Source organism: Stutzerimonas stutzeri, from assembly GCF_024448955.1.
Lineage (GTDB): Bacteria > Pseudomonadota > Gammaproteobacteria > Pseudomonadales > Pseudomonadaceae > Stutzerimonas > Stutzerimonas stutzeri_AQ.
Window position 1 is genome coordinate 107,027 of the sequence record NZ_JAMOIH010000010.1, and the last position, 15,602, is coordinate 122,628.

Sequence of the window (15,602 nt, forward strand, 5' to 3'; positions counted from 1 at the left end):
CTCTTGTAGCCGCGCCGCGGCGCCAGCATATTCAAGCGCATGAATCCAACTTCTCCTCTGCACGACGCCGTTACCGCGTTCCATCCAGCGGTAGCTGGCTGGTTCGGCCGCAGCTTCCCTTCACCGACGTCGGCTCAAATTGCCGCCTGGCCCCTGATCCGTTCCGGTCAATCGACGTTGATCGCCGCTCCCACCGGCTCGGGCAAGACGTTGACGGCCTTTCTCGCCGCGATCGATCAACTGGTTCGGCAGAGCGTGGCCGAGGGCGGCTTGGCGGACGAAACGGCCGTGCTTTACGTCTCGCCGCTCAAGGCGCTGTCCAACGATATCCGGGTGAACCTCGAGCAACCGCTGTTGGGTATCTCCGCCGAACTGGAGCGTCTCGATTTGCCGACACTGCAAATCCGCACCGCCGTGCGCACCGGCGATACGTCGCAGGCCGAGCGGGCGGCGATGCGCAAGCGGGTGCCGCACATTCTGGTGACGACGCCGGAGTCTCTCTATGTGCTGTTGGGTTCCGAATCCGGTCGGCAGATGCTGACGGGCGTGCGCAGCGTGATCGTCGACGAGATCCATGCCATCGCCGGCAACAAGCGTGGCAGTCATCTGGCGTTGTCGCTGGAGCGGTTGGAAGCGCTGTGCCAGCGCCCGCTGGTGCGCGTCGGGCTGTCGGCTACGCAGAAACCCATCGCAGCGGTAGCGGACTTCCTGGTCGGCATCGGGCGGCGCTGCGAAATCGTCGATATCGGCCATGGCCGCGCGCGTGACCTGGCGCTGGAGGTGCCGCCGGTGCCGTTGGAAGCGGTGATGAGCAACGCGGTATGGGAGTTGGTGTATGACCGACTTGCGGCGCTGGCCGGCGAACATCGCACGACGCTGGTCTTCGTCAACACGCGGCGAATGGCTGAACGCGCCGCGCGACATCTGAGCGAGCGTCTCGGCACTGCCCTGGTCGCCGCCCATCACGGCAGCCTGGCGCGCGAGCAGCGGCTGGACGCCGAGCAGAAACTCAAGCGTGGCGAATTGCGGGTGTTGGTGGCCACCGCCTCGCTGGAGCTGGGCATCGATATCGGTGATGTGGAACTGGTCTGCCAGTTGGGCTCGCCGCGCTCGATATCAGCTTTTCTGCAACGCGTCGGCCGTGCCGGGCATCAAGTTGGCGGCGTGTCCAAGGGTCGTCTGTTTCCCAGTTCGCGCGACGACCTGATCGAATGCGCCGCCTTGCTAGACAGCGTGCGCCGTGGCGAGTTGGATACGCTGACGATTCCCGTAGCGCCGCTGGACGTGCTGGCGCAACAGATCGTCGCCGAGGTGTCGTGCCGCGAATGGCAGGAGGATGCGCTGCTGGCGCTGATTCGCCGAGCCATGCCTTTTGCAACGCTTAGTGAACCGAGCTATCAGGCATTACTGGCGATGCTCGCCGAGGGCTACACCACGCGCCATGGCGCGCGCGGGGCCTATCTGCATCGCGATCTGGTCAGCCGCAGCCTGCGAGGCCGACGCGGCGGGCGCCTGACTGCGTTGACGTCGGGCGGCACCATTGCCGACAACGCCGACTATGCGGTGCTGCTCGAACCCCAGGGCTTCAACATCGGCACGGTGAACGAAGACTTCGCGGTGGAAAGCCTGGCCGGCGATGTCTTCCAGCTGGGCAACACGTCCTATCGCATTCTCAAGATCGAGTCTGGCCGGGTACGGGTCGAAGACGCCCAGGGCCAGCCGCCGAACATTCCGTTCTGGCTGGGTGAAGCGCCGGGGCGTAGTGATGAGTTGTCGTTTGCGGTGGCTCGCCTTCGCGGTGAAATCGACGAGCGCTTGGCTGACGTCAGACCTTGTAGGAGCGAGCTTGCTCGCGAACCTGACGCAGCCGAGGCCTCGATATTCGCGAGCAAGCTCGCTCCTACTAAAGCGCAAATCAGCGAGGCGCTTGGGAGTTCGGTGGCCGCAGGCTTGTCTCCCTCTTCCCTTGTGGGAGAGGGCCGGAGCGAGGGGGAAGCGGCGCGCACGCTGGACCTGACTCCCGCCATTGACTGGCTAACCGACACCCTCGGCCTGCCAGATCCCGCCGCCCGGCAGATAGTCGAATACCTGGCCCGCGCGCGTGCCGCTTTGGGCGCGCTGCCAACGCAAAACCGGCTGATCATGGAACGCTTCTTCGATGAGTCAGGCGGCACCCAACTGGTCATCCATTCGCCCTACGGCAGCCGGATCAACCGCGCCTGGGGCCTGGCCCTGCGCAAGCGGTTCTGCCGCACCTTCAACTTCGAACTGCAGGCTGCAGCGACGGAGGACGCGATCATCTTTTCGCTTTCCACCAGCCACAGCTTTCCCCTTGATGACGTCTGGCGTTATCTCCATCCGAACAGTGCCGAACATGTACTGATCCAGGCGCTACTCGACGCACCGCTGTTCGGCGTGCGCTGGCGCTGGAACGCCACCACCGCCCTGGCGCTGCCGCGCATGGCCGGCGGGCGCAAGGTAGCGCCGCAGTTGCAGCGGATGAAGAGCGAGGATCTGCTCGCCACCGTCTTCCCCGATCAGGTCGCCTGCCTGGAAAACATCGTCGGCGAGCGCGAGATTCCCGAGCATCCACTGGTGGCGCAGACCCTGGACGACTGCCTGCACGAAGCCATGGACAGCGAAGGCTGGCTGGCACTGTTGTGGCGCATCGATGCGGGCGAAATCGAGCTGCTGGCGCGTGACCTGCCGGCGCCGTCACCTCTGGCCATGGAGGTGCTCGGCGCGCGTCCCTACGCCTTCCTCGACGATGCGCCTTTAGAGGAACGGCGCACCCAGGCGGTGCTCAATCGACGCTGGACCGACCCGGAATCCAGCGACGACCTCGGCGCGCTGGATGCCGCCGCCATCGAAGCGGTGCGCGAGCAAGCCTGGCCGCAGGTGCGCAATCCGGACGAGTTGCATGAGGCGCTGGTCGGCCTTGGTGGTATCGCCGAGAGCGAGGCATCGGCCGAGCAGGATTGGCCCGCCTGGCTGGATGAACTGGCCCAGGGAGGCCGCGCTACTCGACTGCGGATCGCACAGGATCGCGCGCTCTGGCTGCCGCTGGAACGGCTAACGCTCGGCCAGGCCATCTACCCAGGCGCGTCACCTGTACCGGCCTTGCAGCCCTTGCCCGGCTTCGATGAAGTGCCGACCGAGGACGCCGCCGTATTGGAGCTGGCGCGCGCCCGGCTGACCGGATTCGGACCCTTACCGGTTTCGCTGATCGCCAGGCCGTTGGCCTTGCCGGCCTCTGCCGTAGCCCACGCCCTGATCCGTCTGGAGGCCGAAGGCTACGTGCTCCGTGGTCGGTTCACACCTGGCGCGAGCGAAGATGAATGGTGCGAGCGGCACCTGCTGGCGCGCATCCATCGCTATACCGTCAAGCGCCTGCGCCGCGAGATCGAACCGGTAGAGCGCGCGGATTTCATGCGCTTTCTGTTCGACTGGCAGCACCTGTCCGAATCGACGCAAATGCAGGGCCGCGACGCGCTCGGCACGCTGGTCGAGCAGTTCGAAGGTTTCCAGGCCGCCGCCGGGGCTTGGGAGAGCGACCTGCTGCCTGCTCGGTTGCAGGACTACGGTCGAACCTGGCTGGACGAACTCTGCCGGTCCGGGCGCATCGTCTGGACGCGCCTGGCCGGGCGGGTCAAAGCCAGCAGCGGCCCGGTACGCGGCACACCCATCGTGTTGTTGCCGCGCCGGCACCTTGCTGCCTGGTACGCGCTGGCTGGCGACGCGCCGCAGCCGGAACTTTCGTCACGGGCGCAGCGGGTCTTCGAGGCGCTGCAAGCGCAGGGCGCGCTGTTCTTCGATGAATTGCAGCAGGAGGCGCATCTGCTGCGCAGTGAACTGGAAGATGCGCTCGGTGAGCTGGTCGCGGTCGGGCTGGTCAATGCCGACAGCTTCGCTGGCCTGCGCGCCTTACTGACGCCCGCCGCCAAGCGGTCACGCGGTGCTCGGCAGAGCCGCGGCGGCGCGTTCATCGGCGGCATGGCTGATGCCGGACGCTGGGCACTGGTTCGCAAGGGGACGAAACCACCGGTCGAAACGGCCACACCGCGCCCGCCTGCGCTGGATCCCGAAGCGCTGGAACACATCGCCATGACGCTGCTGCGCCGCTACGGCGTGGTGTTCTGGCGGCTGCTGGATCGGGAAGCGGACTGGCTGCCGCCGTGGCGTGAGCTGCTGCGCGTGTACCACCGACTCGAAGCGCGTGGCGAGATTCGCGGCGGGCGCTTCGTGGCGGGCGTACCGGGTGAACAGTTCGCTTTGCCAGAAGCGGTCGGCCTGCTGCGTGAAGTTCGCAAACGACCGCTGACGGGTGAAATGATCGCCGTCTCGGCAGTCGATCCGCTCAACCAGGTCGGCACCTTGCTGCCCGGTGAGCGCGTGTCAGCGGTGGCGGGCAACCGCATCCTCTATCGCGACGGCGTGCCGCTGGGCTTGTTGATCGCCGGCAAGCCAGAACTACTGACGGAACTGGACGAAGAGGATCAGCGCAAGGCGCGGCAACTGCTAGCGGTGGCGCGGCGCTAGCGGTATTGGAAGCGTCAAGCCGCAAGCTTCAAGCGGCAGTCCTGCGGCCTGCATTCGCCGCGGGTCGCGCCTTCTTGGTGCTGTATGCACGGCTGCTTTTCGTAGGAGGCCCGCCCTCGGGGCGAAGCGGCTAGATCAATGTGGACGGCAAGGCCTACTGTGAGCTTGAAGCTCTCAGACTGCAGCCTCAGGCCTTCAGCTCAACGCCAAAGGCCTGAGTCTCCCAAGACCATCACCCAATCACCCAATCACCCAGCAACCAGCACGCGTATCGCCTCCAGGCGCAGCGCTGCTTTCTCCAGCATCGCCAGACCTTCTTCACGCTGCTTGCGCAGGGCTTCGATTTCGCTGTCACGCACGCTGGGGTTGACCGCTTGCAGCGCGGTCAGGCGCGCCAGTTCTTCGTCGAGACTGGCTTTCAACCGGCGCTGCGCTTCGGCGACGCGCTCGGCATGGCGCGGGGTGATCTTGGCTTCGGCGCCAGAAATCTGCGCCGACAGTACGTCGCGTTGGGCCTGCACGAACTTGTTGGCGCTGGCGCGCGGCACGCTTTCCAGCTGATCGGTGAGGGTTTCAAAGGCCACTTTCGGTGCCAGGTCGTTGCCGTTGGAATCGAGCAGGCAACGCAGCGCCAGCGGCGGCAGGAAGCGGTTGAGCTGCAGCGCACGCGGCGCCACCACTTCGCTGACGAACAGCAATTCCAGCAGCACGGTGCCAGGCTTGAGCGCCTTGTTCTTGATCAGCGCCACGGCGGTATTGCCCATGGAGCCGGACAGCACCAGGTCCATGCCGCCCTGCACCATGGGGTGTTCCCAGGTGAGGAACTGCATGTCTTCGCGAGCCAGGGCCTGCTCGCGGTCGTAGGTGATGGTCACCGCTTCGTCGTCGCCGAGCGGGAAGCTGGCGTCGAGCATCTTCTCGCTGGGGCGCAGGATCAGGGCGTTCTCGGAATGATCTTCGCTGTCGATACCGAAGGCGTCGAACAGCTCTTCCATATAGATCGGCAACGCGAACTGATCGTCCTGTTCCTCGATGGCCTCGACCAGCGCTGCGCCTTGTTCGCCGCCGCCGGAATTGAGCTCAAGCAAACGGTCGCGACCGGCATGCAGTTCGGCTTCCAGGCGTTCGCGTTCGGCGCGGGCTTCGTCGATAAGCTGTTGAAACTCGTCATCGTCGCCTTCTTCCAGCTGGCTCAGCAGGCGCGGGCCGAACTGGTGCTGCAGGGCGTTGCCGGTGGGGCAGGTGTTGAGGAAGGCGTTCAGCGCCTGGTGATACCACTGGAACAGGCGTTCCTGCGGACTGGTTTCCAGATAGGGCACGTGCAGCTGAATGACATGCTGCTGGCCGATGCGGTCGAGACGACCGATGCGCTGCTCGAGCAGGTCCGGGTGCGCCGGCAGGTCGAACAGCACCAGATGGTGGGCGAACTGGAAGTTGCGACCTTCACTGCCGATTTCCGAGCAGATCAGCACCTGCGCACCGAACTCCTCATCGGCGAAGTAGGCAGCGGCGCGGTCGCGCTCCAGGATGCTCATGCCTTCATGGAACACCGTGGCCGGAATGCCGGAGCGCACGCGCAGGGCGTCTTCCAGGTCCAGCGCGGTCTCGGCGTGGGCGCAGATGACCAGCACCTTGAATTTCTTCAGCATTTTCAGCGTATCGATCAACCACTCGACGCGCGGGTCGAAGGTCCACCAGCGATTCTGTGCCTCGGGCTCGTCCTGCTGGTTCTGGAAGGCGACTTCCGGATACAGCTCGGCGTGCTCGCCCAGCGGCAGCTCCAGATATTCGGCGGGGCAGGGCAGCGGATAAGGATGCAGCTGACGTTCTGGGAAGCCACGGACAGCGGCGCGGGTATTGCGGAACAACAAGCGCCCGGTGCCGTGGCGGTCGAGCAGCTCGCGGATCAGGCGGCTGCTGGCTTCTATGTCGCCGTCGGTAGCCGCTGCGAGCAGCGCTTCGCCCTCGGCGCCGAGAAATTCGTGAATCGTCTGGTGCGCCTTTTGCGACAGGCGGCCTTCGTCGAGCAGTTCCTGCACCGCTTCGGCGACCGGCTGGTAGCTGGCGCTTTCGGCGCGGAAGGCTTCCAGATCATGGAAGCGGTTCGGGTCGAGCAGGCGCAGACGGGCGAAATGGCTTTCCTGGCCCAGCTGCTCGGGCGTGGCGGTCAGCAGCAGCACGCCCGGGATGACTTCGGCCAGTTGTTCGACCAGCTTGTATTCGGGGCTGGCGTTCTCCGGATGCCAGACCAGGTGATGCGCCTCGTCCACCACCAGCAGGTCCCAGCCGGCGGCGAAGGCGGCGTCTTGGGCGCGTTCGTCGTCCTTTAGCCATTCCAGCGACACCAATGCCAACTGGGTGTCTTCGAAGGGGTTGCTGGCATCGCTTTCGATGAAGCGTTCGTCGTCGAACAGCGCAACTTCCAAGTTGAAGCGCCGGCGCATCTCCACCAGCCACTGATGCTGCAGGTTCTCCGGGACCAGGATCAGCACGCGCTTGGCGCGACCGGAGAGCAGCTGGCGATGGATCACCAAGCCCGCTTCGATGGTTTTGCCCAGGCCCACTTCATCAGCCAGAAGTACCCGTGGCGCGATACGGTCGGCGACTTCGCGGGCGATATGCAGCTGGTGCGCGATAGGTTGTGCACGCGCGCCACCCAGGCCCCACAGCGAGGAGGTCAGCTGTTTGCTCTGGTTTTCCAGGGTGTGGTAGCGCAGCTTGAACCAGTTCAGCGGATCGATCTGGCCGGCGAATAGGCGATCGCTGGCGAGGCGGAACTGGATGAAATTGGACAGCTGGGTTTCCGGCAGGGTGCGGGCTTCGTTCTGCGCGGTCAGGCCGTGATAGACCAGCAGACCGTCGACGTCGTCGACCTCGCGCACGGTCATCTTCCAGCCTTCGAAATGCGTAACTTCATCGCCGGGGACGAAGCGCACGCGGGTCAGTGGAGCACTGCGCGCGGCGTACTGGCGGGTTTCGCCGGTCGCGGGGTAGAGCACGGTGAGCATCCGCCCATCCTGCGTGAGGATGGTTCCAAGGCCGAGTTCCGCTTCGCTGTCGCTGATCCAGCGTTGCCCCGGTAGATACTGCTGCGCCATGCTGCCTCCCGCTGTGAAAAAAGCGCGCTATGGTAACGGAACACTGTCGCGAGAGCGACGACAGATGCCCACTGGAGTGTAGCTCTGCTGCTAAAGTCGGCAGCGGTTCAGCCGATGAACCGGTACAGGCCCATCTCACGGGTAACCGATTGATCCCGGGGCTGCTTATGGAGAGCGCAGATGCTACCAATCATTCCGCCAGGCACCGTTCAGGTCACCGCGCAACAGGATGTGGTCAAGCCGCGCCCCGACATCGCCCCGGTTACCCCGGTAGAGCCGAGCGCCGATGAAAGCTCGGTCGAGCTCGATCGCCGACATCCGCAGGAAGCTGAGCAGATGTTGCGCGACGAACAGCGCCGCCGTCGGCGCCGTGGTTATACCGCGCAGGAGCTTGCCGAGGGCGAAACCGCCGAGGAGGATCAGGACGCCCTCGATGAGTTGCCGCGCCAAGGGCTTTGGGTGGATGTCGAGGTTTGACACGTTCTTTAGCCGGTTCCGCGATGATTGACCTGCCGCATGCCGAATTGGTCTACCTGCCGCAATGGGTCGGCGTGGATATAGCCGACCACTGGCTGCACGAGCTGATGCTGCAGACGCCCTGGTCGCAACCCCGGATAAAGCTCTACGGCCGCAGTTTCGCTGTGCCGCGATTGGTCGCCTGGTATGGTGATGCCGGGGTGGGCTACCGTTATTCGGGACTGGTTCATGAGCCGCTGTTGTGGACGCCGCTGTTGGCCGAGATCCGCGAGCGGGTGCAACGGCAGATCGGCCAACGGCTGGACGGCGTACTGCTCAATCTGTATCGCGACGGGCAGGACGCCATGGGCTGGCACAGCGATGACGAACCGGAGCTTGGCGCGGAGCCGCTGGTGGTCTCGCTCAACCTGGGCGCGACGCGGCGCTTCGACTTTCGTCGCAAGGGCACCAGCCGCATCGAGTATTCGCTCGATCTGGGACATGGTTCGCTGCTGGTCATGGGCGGCCCGACGCAGCATTATTGGCAGCACCAGATCGCCAGAACGCGCAAGGTATCCGAACCGCGCATCAACCTGACATTCCGCCAGATCATTCGCGAGCCAGCCTTATGAGCAACGAAGTAAAACTGATCGACTTCAGCGCCGAACGTGAAAAGCGCATTCATGACATCAAGGAAAAGCGCCTGGCTGAAATGCGCGATGCATTTGAACAGGCGCTGCCGTTGGCCAAGCCGAAAAAGAAAGTCAAAAACAAGCCGAAGAAGCGCTAATAGGGCTAGCCACAACGAGCTGCCAGCAGAGCTATTTACGTCCGTTCGATACGGCGCCTTCCGCATCCCCCTCCGATACGCCCCTTTTTCTTGATCCAGATCAGCTCGTACGGCGCCTGCTGTGCCCGGCGTCGCGCCTATTGATTCCCGTCAATTTTTTATTCGGGCGAGAAGGCGACTATGCAGCCATCAGACAGCGCAACACCTTGGAGGCAAGAAATCATGTTCGTCGATAATGTGGTGCTCGCAGGGGTGGTCACGGTCGGCCTGATGGTCGCCTTCCTTGGCGGTTTTGGATTTTTCATCTGGCGGGACGCGCAAAAGAAGCGGTGATCCGGCCGGTATTACAGAGCACGCAAGGCATTTGGGCGACTTAGGTCGCCCTTTTTTATTGCCTGCGGTTCAGCGACGGCTCTGGGATTGCACGAACACCGCGCTGGTGAAGGGCGGTACCTCGAACTCGTCGGACGTCACTTTGGCCTGACGCGCAATCGGATCGCTTGATTCCCGCAGCACCGGATGCAGCTGGTAACCGCTACCGCCGGGCAAGCGAACACGCTCGGGCGAGGCGTTGAGCACCACCATCAAAGACTGATAGCGCCGGTCGAGATCGTGGCCGTCGCGCGGGCCGTCGGCCAGGCTGAAGGCGATCACGCCCGGTTGCTGCTCCGGACCCGTGTTGTGGAACTGCAAGCGGCGTTGCACCTCGCGGGCGCTGTCGAGCTGAAACAGCGGGCTGTCGCTGCGGATCGTCAGCAACTCGAGAAAACGACGCTTGGCGGCGACGATGTCCGCCGCGCTCGGTCTGGCATGAGGGTCGGCGATGACCTGGCGGATCAGCGGCCAGTTGTCGCCATCCTTGTCAGCACGCGGCAGGCCTTTGTTCCAGTTGTTGTCCTGGTAACTGAAATCCACCGCGTTGAACCAGTCTCCCGAGTCGTAACTGTCACGCTGCATGGATTTGGAGCGCAGGATGTCCGAGCCGAGATGGATGAAGGGCAACCCCTGGCTGAACAGCGGCACGGACAACGCGACCAGTTGCAGGCGGACGCGGTCAGCAACCGGGAGGTTCGCCGGGAGCTTGTACTGGTTGTTGTCCCATAGCGTCTGGTTGTCATGCTTGGAGACGTAGTTGATGGTTTCCTGCGGATCGAGCGTGTATCCGGCGGGTTGTCCGTTGTAGTCGATTTCTCCGCCGCTGCGCAGGCTGCCGTCGGCGCTGATGAACTGGAAGTCGCGCAGACCGCCGGCAATGCCGACGCGGATCAGATCCGCCGCGTGCAGCAGTTGCGCCTTCTCCTGCGCGCCAGCGCTGGACAGCTCATTCGGTCGGACATAGAGGCCATTGGCGAAACCCTGATTGCGACGGATGCTCTCGCCGCCGTCGAATGGGCTGCCACCGCGCACTGCATCGCGCTGCCGATCGTTGAAAGTGCCGATGCCGGTGCCGGCCATGTTCAGCTGCGTGGCGTTGACGCCACGGGCGTTGCCTGCCACTTCACCGAAATCCCAGCCTTCGCCGTAGAAGTAGGTGTTCCGGTCGATTCGGCGGACCGCCCGATACGCATCGACCAGGTTTTTGCGCAGGTGGTGCCCCATCAGATCGAAGCGAAACCCGGCGATCTTGTAATCGCGCGCCCAGACTTCCAGTGAGTCGGTCATCAGCTTGGCCATCATGCGATGTTCGCTGGCGGTGTTCTCACAGCAGGTCGAGGTTTCCACTGCGCCGGTAGATGGATTACGGCGGTGGTAATAGCCGGGCACGATCTTGTCGAGCACCGATTTCTCGGCCAGGCCGGACGCGTTGGTGTGGTTGTAGACCACGTCCATTACAGTGGCAAGGCCTTGACCGGCTAGCGCCTGGACCATCTGGCGGAACTCGATGATGCGCTGCACGCCTTCGGCGTCGCTGGCGTAGCTGCCCTCCGGTGCCGTGAAATGGAAGGGGTCGTAGCCCCAGTTGAAGCCGTCGAGGGCGCGCAGGTCGTTGTACAGCGATTGCGCCTGCCCACTGGCCGGATCGAAGCCCTGCAACACTTGGCGAATGTTCGTCGCGCCGCAGTATTGCGCCCAGCGCTGGCGAGCACCGGAAGACAGCTCGCAGAGCTTGGCGAAGGGATCGTCCAGGTCGACGCGGCGAGCGGGGTCTTCGTCAACGGTGGCGATGTCGAACGCAGGCAACAGCTGCACATGAGTTAGCCCGGCCTTGCGTAGATCGCGCAGGTGGCGCATGCCGTAGCTGTCCGGCCGGGTGAAGGCGCCGTAAGTGCCGCGCAGATCGGCCGGCAGGCTGGCATCGCTGGCGCTGAAATCACGGATATGCGTTTCGTAGATGACGCTCGCTTCGGGACGTTCCGGATGCGGCGTACGCAATGCGTCCCAACCGGCGGGCTTGAGGTCGCTGGCATCCAGATCGACGACCTGGGCGTACTGGCTGTTGAGCGACAGGCTCAGCGCATAGGGATCGCTGACCAGCGTCGTCTCGATCTTGCCGGTGCTTGGCCGATAGGCCGTGACTTCGTACTGGTAATACTGCCGGTCCAGCGAAGGCGGGCCGTCGAAGCTCCACACGCCAAGGCGTTCATGCATGGTCTTCGGGTAGCCAGGCAGCAGGCGCTTGGCCGCGTCGAACGCATGCAGGCGGACCCGCTGCGCCGTCGGCGCCCAGAGTTTGAACGACACGCCGTTCCCATCGACTCGCGCGCCGAGGTCGCCGTTGTAGGCGAATAGCTGATCGAGAACGCCCGCCGTCTGCACCTCGGTGGCGTCGATTACCTGTTGCTGCGCGTCATAGGCGACCACCACCAGCTGACTCATGACGGCGCGACGTAACGCCTGTGCGCCGGCCACGAAGCGGAAGGCCTGCGCTTCGGCCAGATGCGGATGCTGGCGTTTGAGCCCTTCGCGAAGCGTTGCGGGTCGCAGCGCGAGTACGGTGCCGCCGCTGACCGTGCGTGTCTCCCCGTCGATGCGGATGCTGGCGTCGGTGGAATAGCGCAGTTCGAGCCGGCTGGCCGCTGGCGCGCCGTCAACCAGCGCCAGCGTGAACGGATCGAGCCAGTGGGCGCGTGCGCCCTTGATCGCGGCTTTGGGCCCGCTCAAGGGTGTGCTGGAAAGTTGCGCGGTGCCGCTAAGCGTAAAGACACGACGGCCCAGGTCGTCGAAGCGCCAGGTCAGGTCGCCGCCCCCAAGGTCCTTTTCGTCGCCCTTGTGCATGATCAGGTTCAGGCAACTGGCGTCAGCGGTCAGCGCTATACGATAGTAGGCGCCGTGCTCCGGATCGGTCCCGGCCGCTTGCAAAGGTTGATCCCAGCCGGTTTCCGTTTGGCTGCCATTGCATGCGGCGGTGTTCCACAGATGCAGGCCCCAGCCGGCGTAGTCGCCGTCGGCTCGTTGGTAATACAGCAGGGCCTCATCGGGGCCAGGGTCGAGCGGTGCGGCCGATGCTGGCTGGAAGGCCAGCGAGAAGCCGCCGAGAACGAGCGCCGCCAGGCGCCGATAAGCGATCGAGCGTATGAGCATGGTTGAGGTCCCGGTGTTGTTATTGTTGTACCGCCTGCTCGATGGTCGACGCCTAGCGGTCGCTACGCATCCTCCGTGGGGGTTGCTCGCGGGGCGTAGTCAGGGGCCGTAATAGCCTTCTGCTTGCCCCACCATGCCGAGAACGTCTGGCTGAGAAATACGGTGATATTGCACGGTCCTCGCTGCGGTGGGCTGAAGCGGAACGCCGCCCGGCCCACCCTATAACTGGTTGAGCTTGGGGTAACCGGGTGGGGAACTGATCGAGGCCGGCAGGTGGCTCGTCTTTCGGATAAAGATGGATACGGCTAATGGGGCCTAGAAAGCCCGACTGTTAAACCAACGTCGTTCACTTAGGCGTTCGCCCCGGGCTCGGCCTCCCACGAAAGCGACAAACGCCACCCGTTCTGTAGGAGGCGCGACCTCGCGGCGAAAGTGTGCTGAGCAGCAAAAAAGCAAAAGCTTCGCCCCGGGGCGAGCCTCTCACGAAAGCTCAGCGCCCTACTTTTAGGTGGTGCGCCCTCGCGGCGAATACCGGCCGCGGGCCTGTCCAAACGCACCTGTTTCGAACTCGCTCAATGGCTCAGCCGAAGCTGATCGGCGGCAGGTCCTTCAGCTCCACGGTTTCCTCCCGACGCGGCGCGAGGACTTCGGCTTCGCCATCCACGACCTGTTCATCGTTCTGGTTGAACACGCGCGTGGCTATGCGTACGCGGTTCTTCGGCAGTTTTTCGAGAATTTCCAGGCGCACGGTCAGGGTGTCGCCAAGCTTGACCGGCCTGGTGAATTTCATTGTTTGGCCGAGATAGATGGTGCCCGGGCCGGGCAGGGTGCAGGCAACCGCCGCGCTGATCAGTGCACCGCTGAACATGCCGTGGGCGATACGCTCCTTGAACGGCGTGCCGGCGGCGAATTCCGCGTCGAGGTGGACGGGGTTGCGGTCGCCCGACATGGCGGCGAAGAGCTGGATGTCACGCTCCCCGACGGATTTCTCGAAGCTTGCGGTCTGGCCGACTTCCAGAGCGGAATAGGGCGTGTTGCTGATGGTGGTCATCAAGTTTCCTCGGGCGCAGTCGGGGCTGGAGCCGTCCGACGATAGGGAAATGCGCCGCGCCGATGAGCGCTGCGCCTGCGATGCGGCTGCATTCTAGTGAGATGTCGCGGTCTTGTCCCGGCGAGAGTCACAGCATGACTCATGGGTTCCCGCGAGGCGCGGTACGTCTTCTTTCACTATTACGTATAGCTGACGTGTGCGCCTCGGAATCGTGGCTTGCCGTGACGAAAGATTCACAACAGTGATTTGCGCTACGCAACGCTGTTGCGCTGTGCGGTCGAACTGCTAACTTCGCCGCAGCCCACTCTCAGGTAACGAGGCCAATAACAATGCAACCTGATTTCTGGAACGACAAACGACCCGCCGGTGTGCCCAATGACGTCGACATGGGAGGGTTCCGCTCGGTGGTGGAGGTGTTCGAGCGCTCCTGCAAAACCCATGCGAACCGCCCCGCATTCAGCAATATGGGCGTAACGCTCACTTTCGCTGACCTCGATCGTTACTCGGCGGCCTTTGCGGGCTGGTTGCAGAATCATACGGATCTGCAGCCGGGGGATCGCATCGCGGTGCAGATGCCCAACCTCCTGCAGTATCCGATCGCCGTTTTCGGTGCCCTGCGTGCTGGGCTGATTGTGGTCAACACCAACCCGCTGTACACCGCGCGGGAGATGCGCCACCAGTTTCAGGATTCCGGCGCGCGGGCGCTGGTTTATCTCAATACCTTCGGCAAGCTGGTGCAGGAGGTGCTGCCTGATACCAGCATCGAGGTGCTTATCGAGGCGCGGATCGGCGACATGCTGCCTTCCTTGAAGGGCCTGCTGGTCAATGCCGCCGTCAAGCATGTGAAGAAAATGGTGCCGGACTACAGCCTGCCGCAGGCGGTGTCGTTCAAGCATGTGCTGCGCGACGGTGCCCGCCACAGCCTGAAGCCGGTTCCGCTCACGCTCGACGACGTCGCGGTACTGCAATACACCGGCGGCACCACCGGCGTCGCCAAGGGCGCGATGCTTACTCACGGCAATCTGGTCGCCAACATGCGGCAGGTGCATGCCAACATGCAGCAGCTCGGCGACGACGGTCATCCGATCATCAAGGAAGGGCAGGAGGTGATGATCGCGCCGCTGCCGCTGTACCACATCTATGCATTCACGGTGAATTGCATGTGCATGATGGTGACCGGCAACCACAACGTGCTGATCACCAATCCGCGGGACATCGACGGCTTCGTCAAGGAGCTGCAGAAGTGGCAGTTCACGGCCTTCCTCGGATTGAACACCTTGTTCGTCGCGCTCATGTCGCATCCGGAATTCAAGAATATCGACTTCTCCTCGCTCAAAGGCACCAACTCCGGCGGTACCGCACTGGTATCGTCCGTGGCCGAGCGCTGGAAGAGCCTGACCGGCGTCACCGTGACCGAGGGCTACGGCCTGACCGAAACGTCTCCTGTGGTTTGCGCTAACCCCCACGGAGACAAATCGCGTCTGGGCACTGTCGGCCTGCCAGTACCGGGCACGGCGCTGAAGGTCATCGACGACGAGGGCATCGAACTCCCCACCGGGGAACGCGGCGAGTTGTGCGTTCAGGGCCCGCAGGTAATGAAGGGCTATTGGCAGCGACCGGAAGCCACCGCCGAAGTGCTCGATGACCAGGGCTGGCTGAAGACCGGCGACATCGCGGTGATCGACCCCGATGGTTTCGTGCGTATCGTCGATCGCAAGAAAGATCTGATCATCGTTTCCGGTTTCAATGTCTATCCGAACGAGATCGAAGACGTGGTCATGGCGCATCCAAAGGTGGCCGCCTGTGCCGCGATCGGTGTCCCCGACGAGAAGTCAGGGGAGGCGGTGAAGCTGTTCGTGGTGCGCAGCGATACCAGCCTGACGGTCGAAGAGCTGCAGGCCTACTGCCGGGAAAACTTCACCGGTTACAAGGTGCCCCGGCATCTGGTCTTCCGCGACGCGCTGCCGATGACGCCGGTTGGCAAGATCCTGCGCCGGGAGTTGCGTGAGCAGGCCTGAGATCACGACTTCGTGCTACGCAGCGAGTGACTGATCGTTCATGATCAGTCACTTTGTGTCGTTTTATCCAGTCGCGGCCACTGTTCGGCCTGTGCCAAAGCTGCTAACCTCGGGCCGCTTTTTGACCG

9 protein-coding genes are annotated in these 15,602 nt (G+C 63.7%); 6 read left to right on the forward strand and 3 right to left on the reverse strand.

Annotation, left to right across the window (positions count from 1 at the left end):
- Positions 1–39: 39 nt before the first annotated feature.
- On the forward strand, positions 40–4,539 hold the full coding sequence (locus NA645_RS12465; protein WP_256049089.1) for a DEAD/DEAH box helicase: 4,500 nt from the start codon (positions 40–42) through the stop codon (positions 4,537–4,539).
- Positions 4,540–4,787: 248 nt separating this feature from the next.
- On the opposite strand, the gene rapA is transcribed toward NA645_RS12465, so the two are convergent.
- A complete protein-coding gene (rapA, locus tag NA645_RS12470; protein WP_256049090.1) occupies positions 4,788–7,637 on the reverse strand; it encodes an RNA polymerase-associated protein RapA in 2,850 nt (949 codons plus the stop codon).
- A 180-nt stretch (positions 7,638–7,817) separates the two neighbouring features.
- Here rapA and NA645_RS12475 point away from each other — a divergent pair, with 180 nt between their 5' ends.
- The 4 genes from NA645_RS12475 (at position 7,818) to ccoM (ending at position 9,216) form a co-directional block, all read left to right on the forward strand.
- The gene (locus NA645_RS12475) at positions 7,818–8,114 is read left to right on the forward strand and encodes an aspartate-semialdehyde dehydrogenase (protein ID WP_131651112.1); all 297 of its coding nucleotides are present in this window, start codon (positions 7,818–7,820) and stop codon (positions 8,112–8,114) included.
- A gap of 23 nt (positions 8,115–8,137) precedes the next feature.
- Complete coding sequence (locus NA645_RS12480; protein ID WP_256049091.1) at positions 8,138–8,725, forward strand: alpha-ketoglutarate-dependent dioxygenase AlkB family protein; 588 nt, start codon at positions 8,138–8,140, stop codon at positions 8,723–8,725.
- Positions 8,722–8,883: a hypothetical protein gene (locus tag NA645_RS12485; protein ID WP_256049092.1), complete on the forward strand. Its 162-nt coding sequence runs from the start codon at positions 8,722–8,724 to the stop codon at positions 8,881–8,883. The genes NA645_RS12480 and NA645_RS12485 overlap by 4 nt, the downstream gene beginning before the upstream one ends.
- Before the next feature lie 222 nt (positions 8,884–9,105).
- Entirely contained in the window at positions 9,106–9,216 is a 111-nt protein-coding gene (gene ccoM / locus NA645_RS20155) for a cytochrome c oxidase subunit CcoM (protein ID WP_305955872.1), read from the forward strand.
- Positions 9,217–9,285: 69 nt separating this feature from the next.
- Here the strand turns inward: ccoM and pulA are convergent, their stop codons facing one another.
- On the reverse strand, positions 9,286–12,405 hold the full coding sequence (gene pulA / locus NA645_RS12490) for a pullulanase-type alpha-1,6-glucosidase (protein ID WP_256049093.1): 3,120 nt from the start codon (positions 12,403–12,405) through the stop codon (positions 9,286–9,288).
- Positions 12,406–12,985: 580 nt separating this feature from the next.
- On the reverse strand, positions 12,986–13,456 hold the full coding sequence (locus tag NA645_RS12495; RefSeq protein ID WP_256049094.1) for a MaoC family dehydratase: 471 nt from the start codon (positions 13,454–13,456) through the stop codon (positions 12,986–12,988).
- 329 nt (positions 13,457–13,785) lie between these two features.
- On the opposite strand from NA645_RS12495, the gene fadD2 reads away from it, so the two are divergent.
- Positions 13,786–15,474, forward strand: coding sequence for a long-chain-fatty-acid--CoA ligase FadD2 (gene fadD2, locus NA645_RS12500; RefSeq protein ID WP_256049095.1), 1,689 nt, complete (start codon positions 13,786–13,788; stop codon positions 15,472–15,474).
- Positions 15,475–15,602 lie beyond the last annotated feature (128 nt).

What these genes read in the sequence shown, in the direction of transcription:
- NA645_RS12495 (WP_256049094.1), bottom strand. Translation starts at nt 13,456, where the DNA reads ATGACCACCATCAGCAACACGCCCTATTCCGCTCTGGAAGTCGGCCAG.
- ccoM (WP_305955872.1), top strand. Translation starts at nt 9,106, where the DNA reads ATGTTCGTCGATAATGTGGTGCTCGCAGGGGTGGTCACGGTCGGCCTG.
- NA645_RS12465 (WP_256049089.1), top strand. Translation starts at nt 40, where the DNA reads ATGAATCCAACTTCTCCTCTGCACGACGCCGTTACCGCGTTCCATCCA.
- NA645_RS12480 (WP_256049091.1), top strand. Translation starts at nt 8,138, where the DNA reads ATGATTGACCTGCCGCATGCCGAATTGGTCTACCTGCCGCAATGGGTC.
- fadD2 (WP_256049095.1), top strand. Translation starts at nt 13,786, where the DNA reads ATGCAACCTGATTTCTGGAACGACAAACGACCCGCCGGTGTGCCCAAT.
- NA645_RS12475 (WP_131651112.1), top strand. Translation starts at nt 7,818, where the DNA reads ATGCTACCAATCATTCCGCCAGGCACCGTTCAGGTCACCGCGCAACAG.
- pulA (WP_256049093.1), bottom strand. Translation starts at nt 12,405, where the DNA reads ATGCTCATACGCTCGATCGCTTATCGGCGCCTGGCGGCGCTCGTTCTC.
- rapA (WP_256049090.1), bottom strand. Translation starts at nt 7,637, where the DNA reads ATGGCGCAGCAGTATCTACCGGGGCAACGCTGGATCAGCGACAGCGAA.
- NA645_RS12485 (WP_256049092.1), top strand. Translation starts at nt 8,722, where the DNA reads ATGAGCAACGAAGTAAAACTGATCGACTTCAGCGCCGAACGTGAAAAG.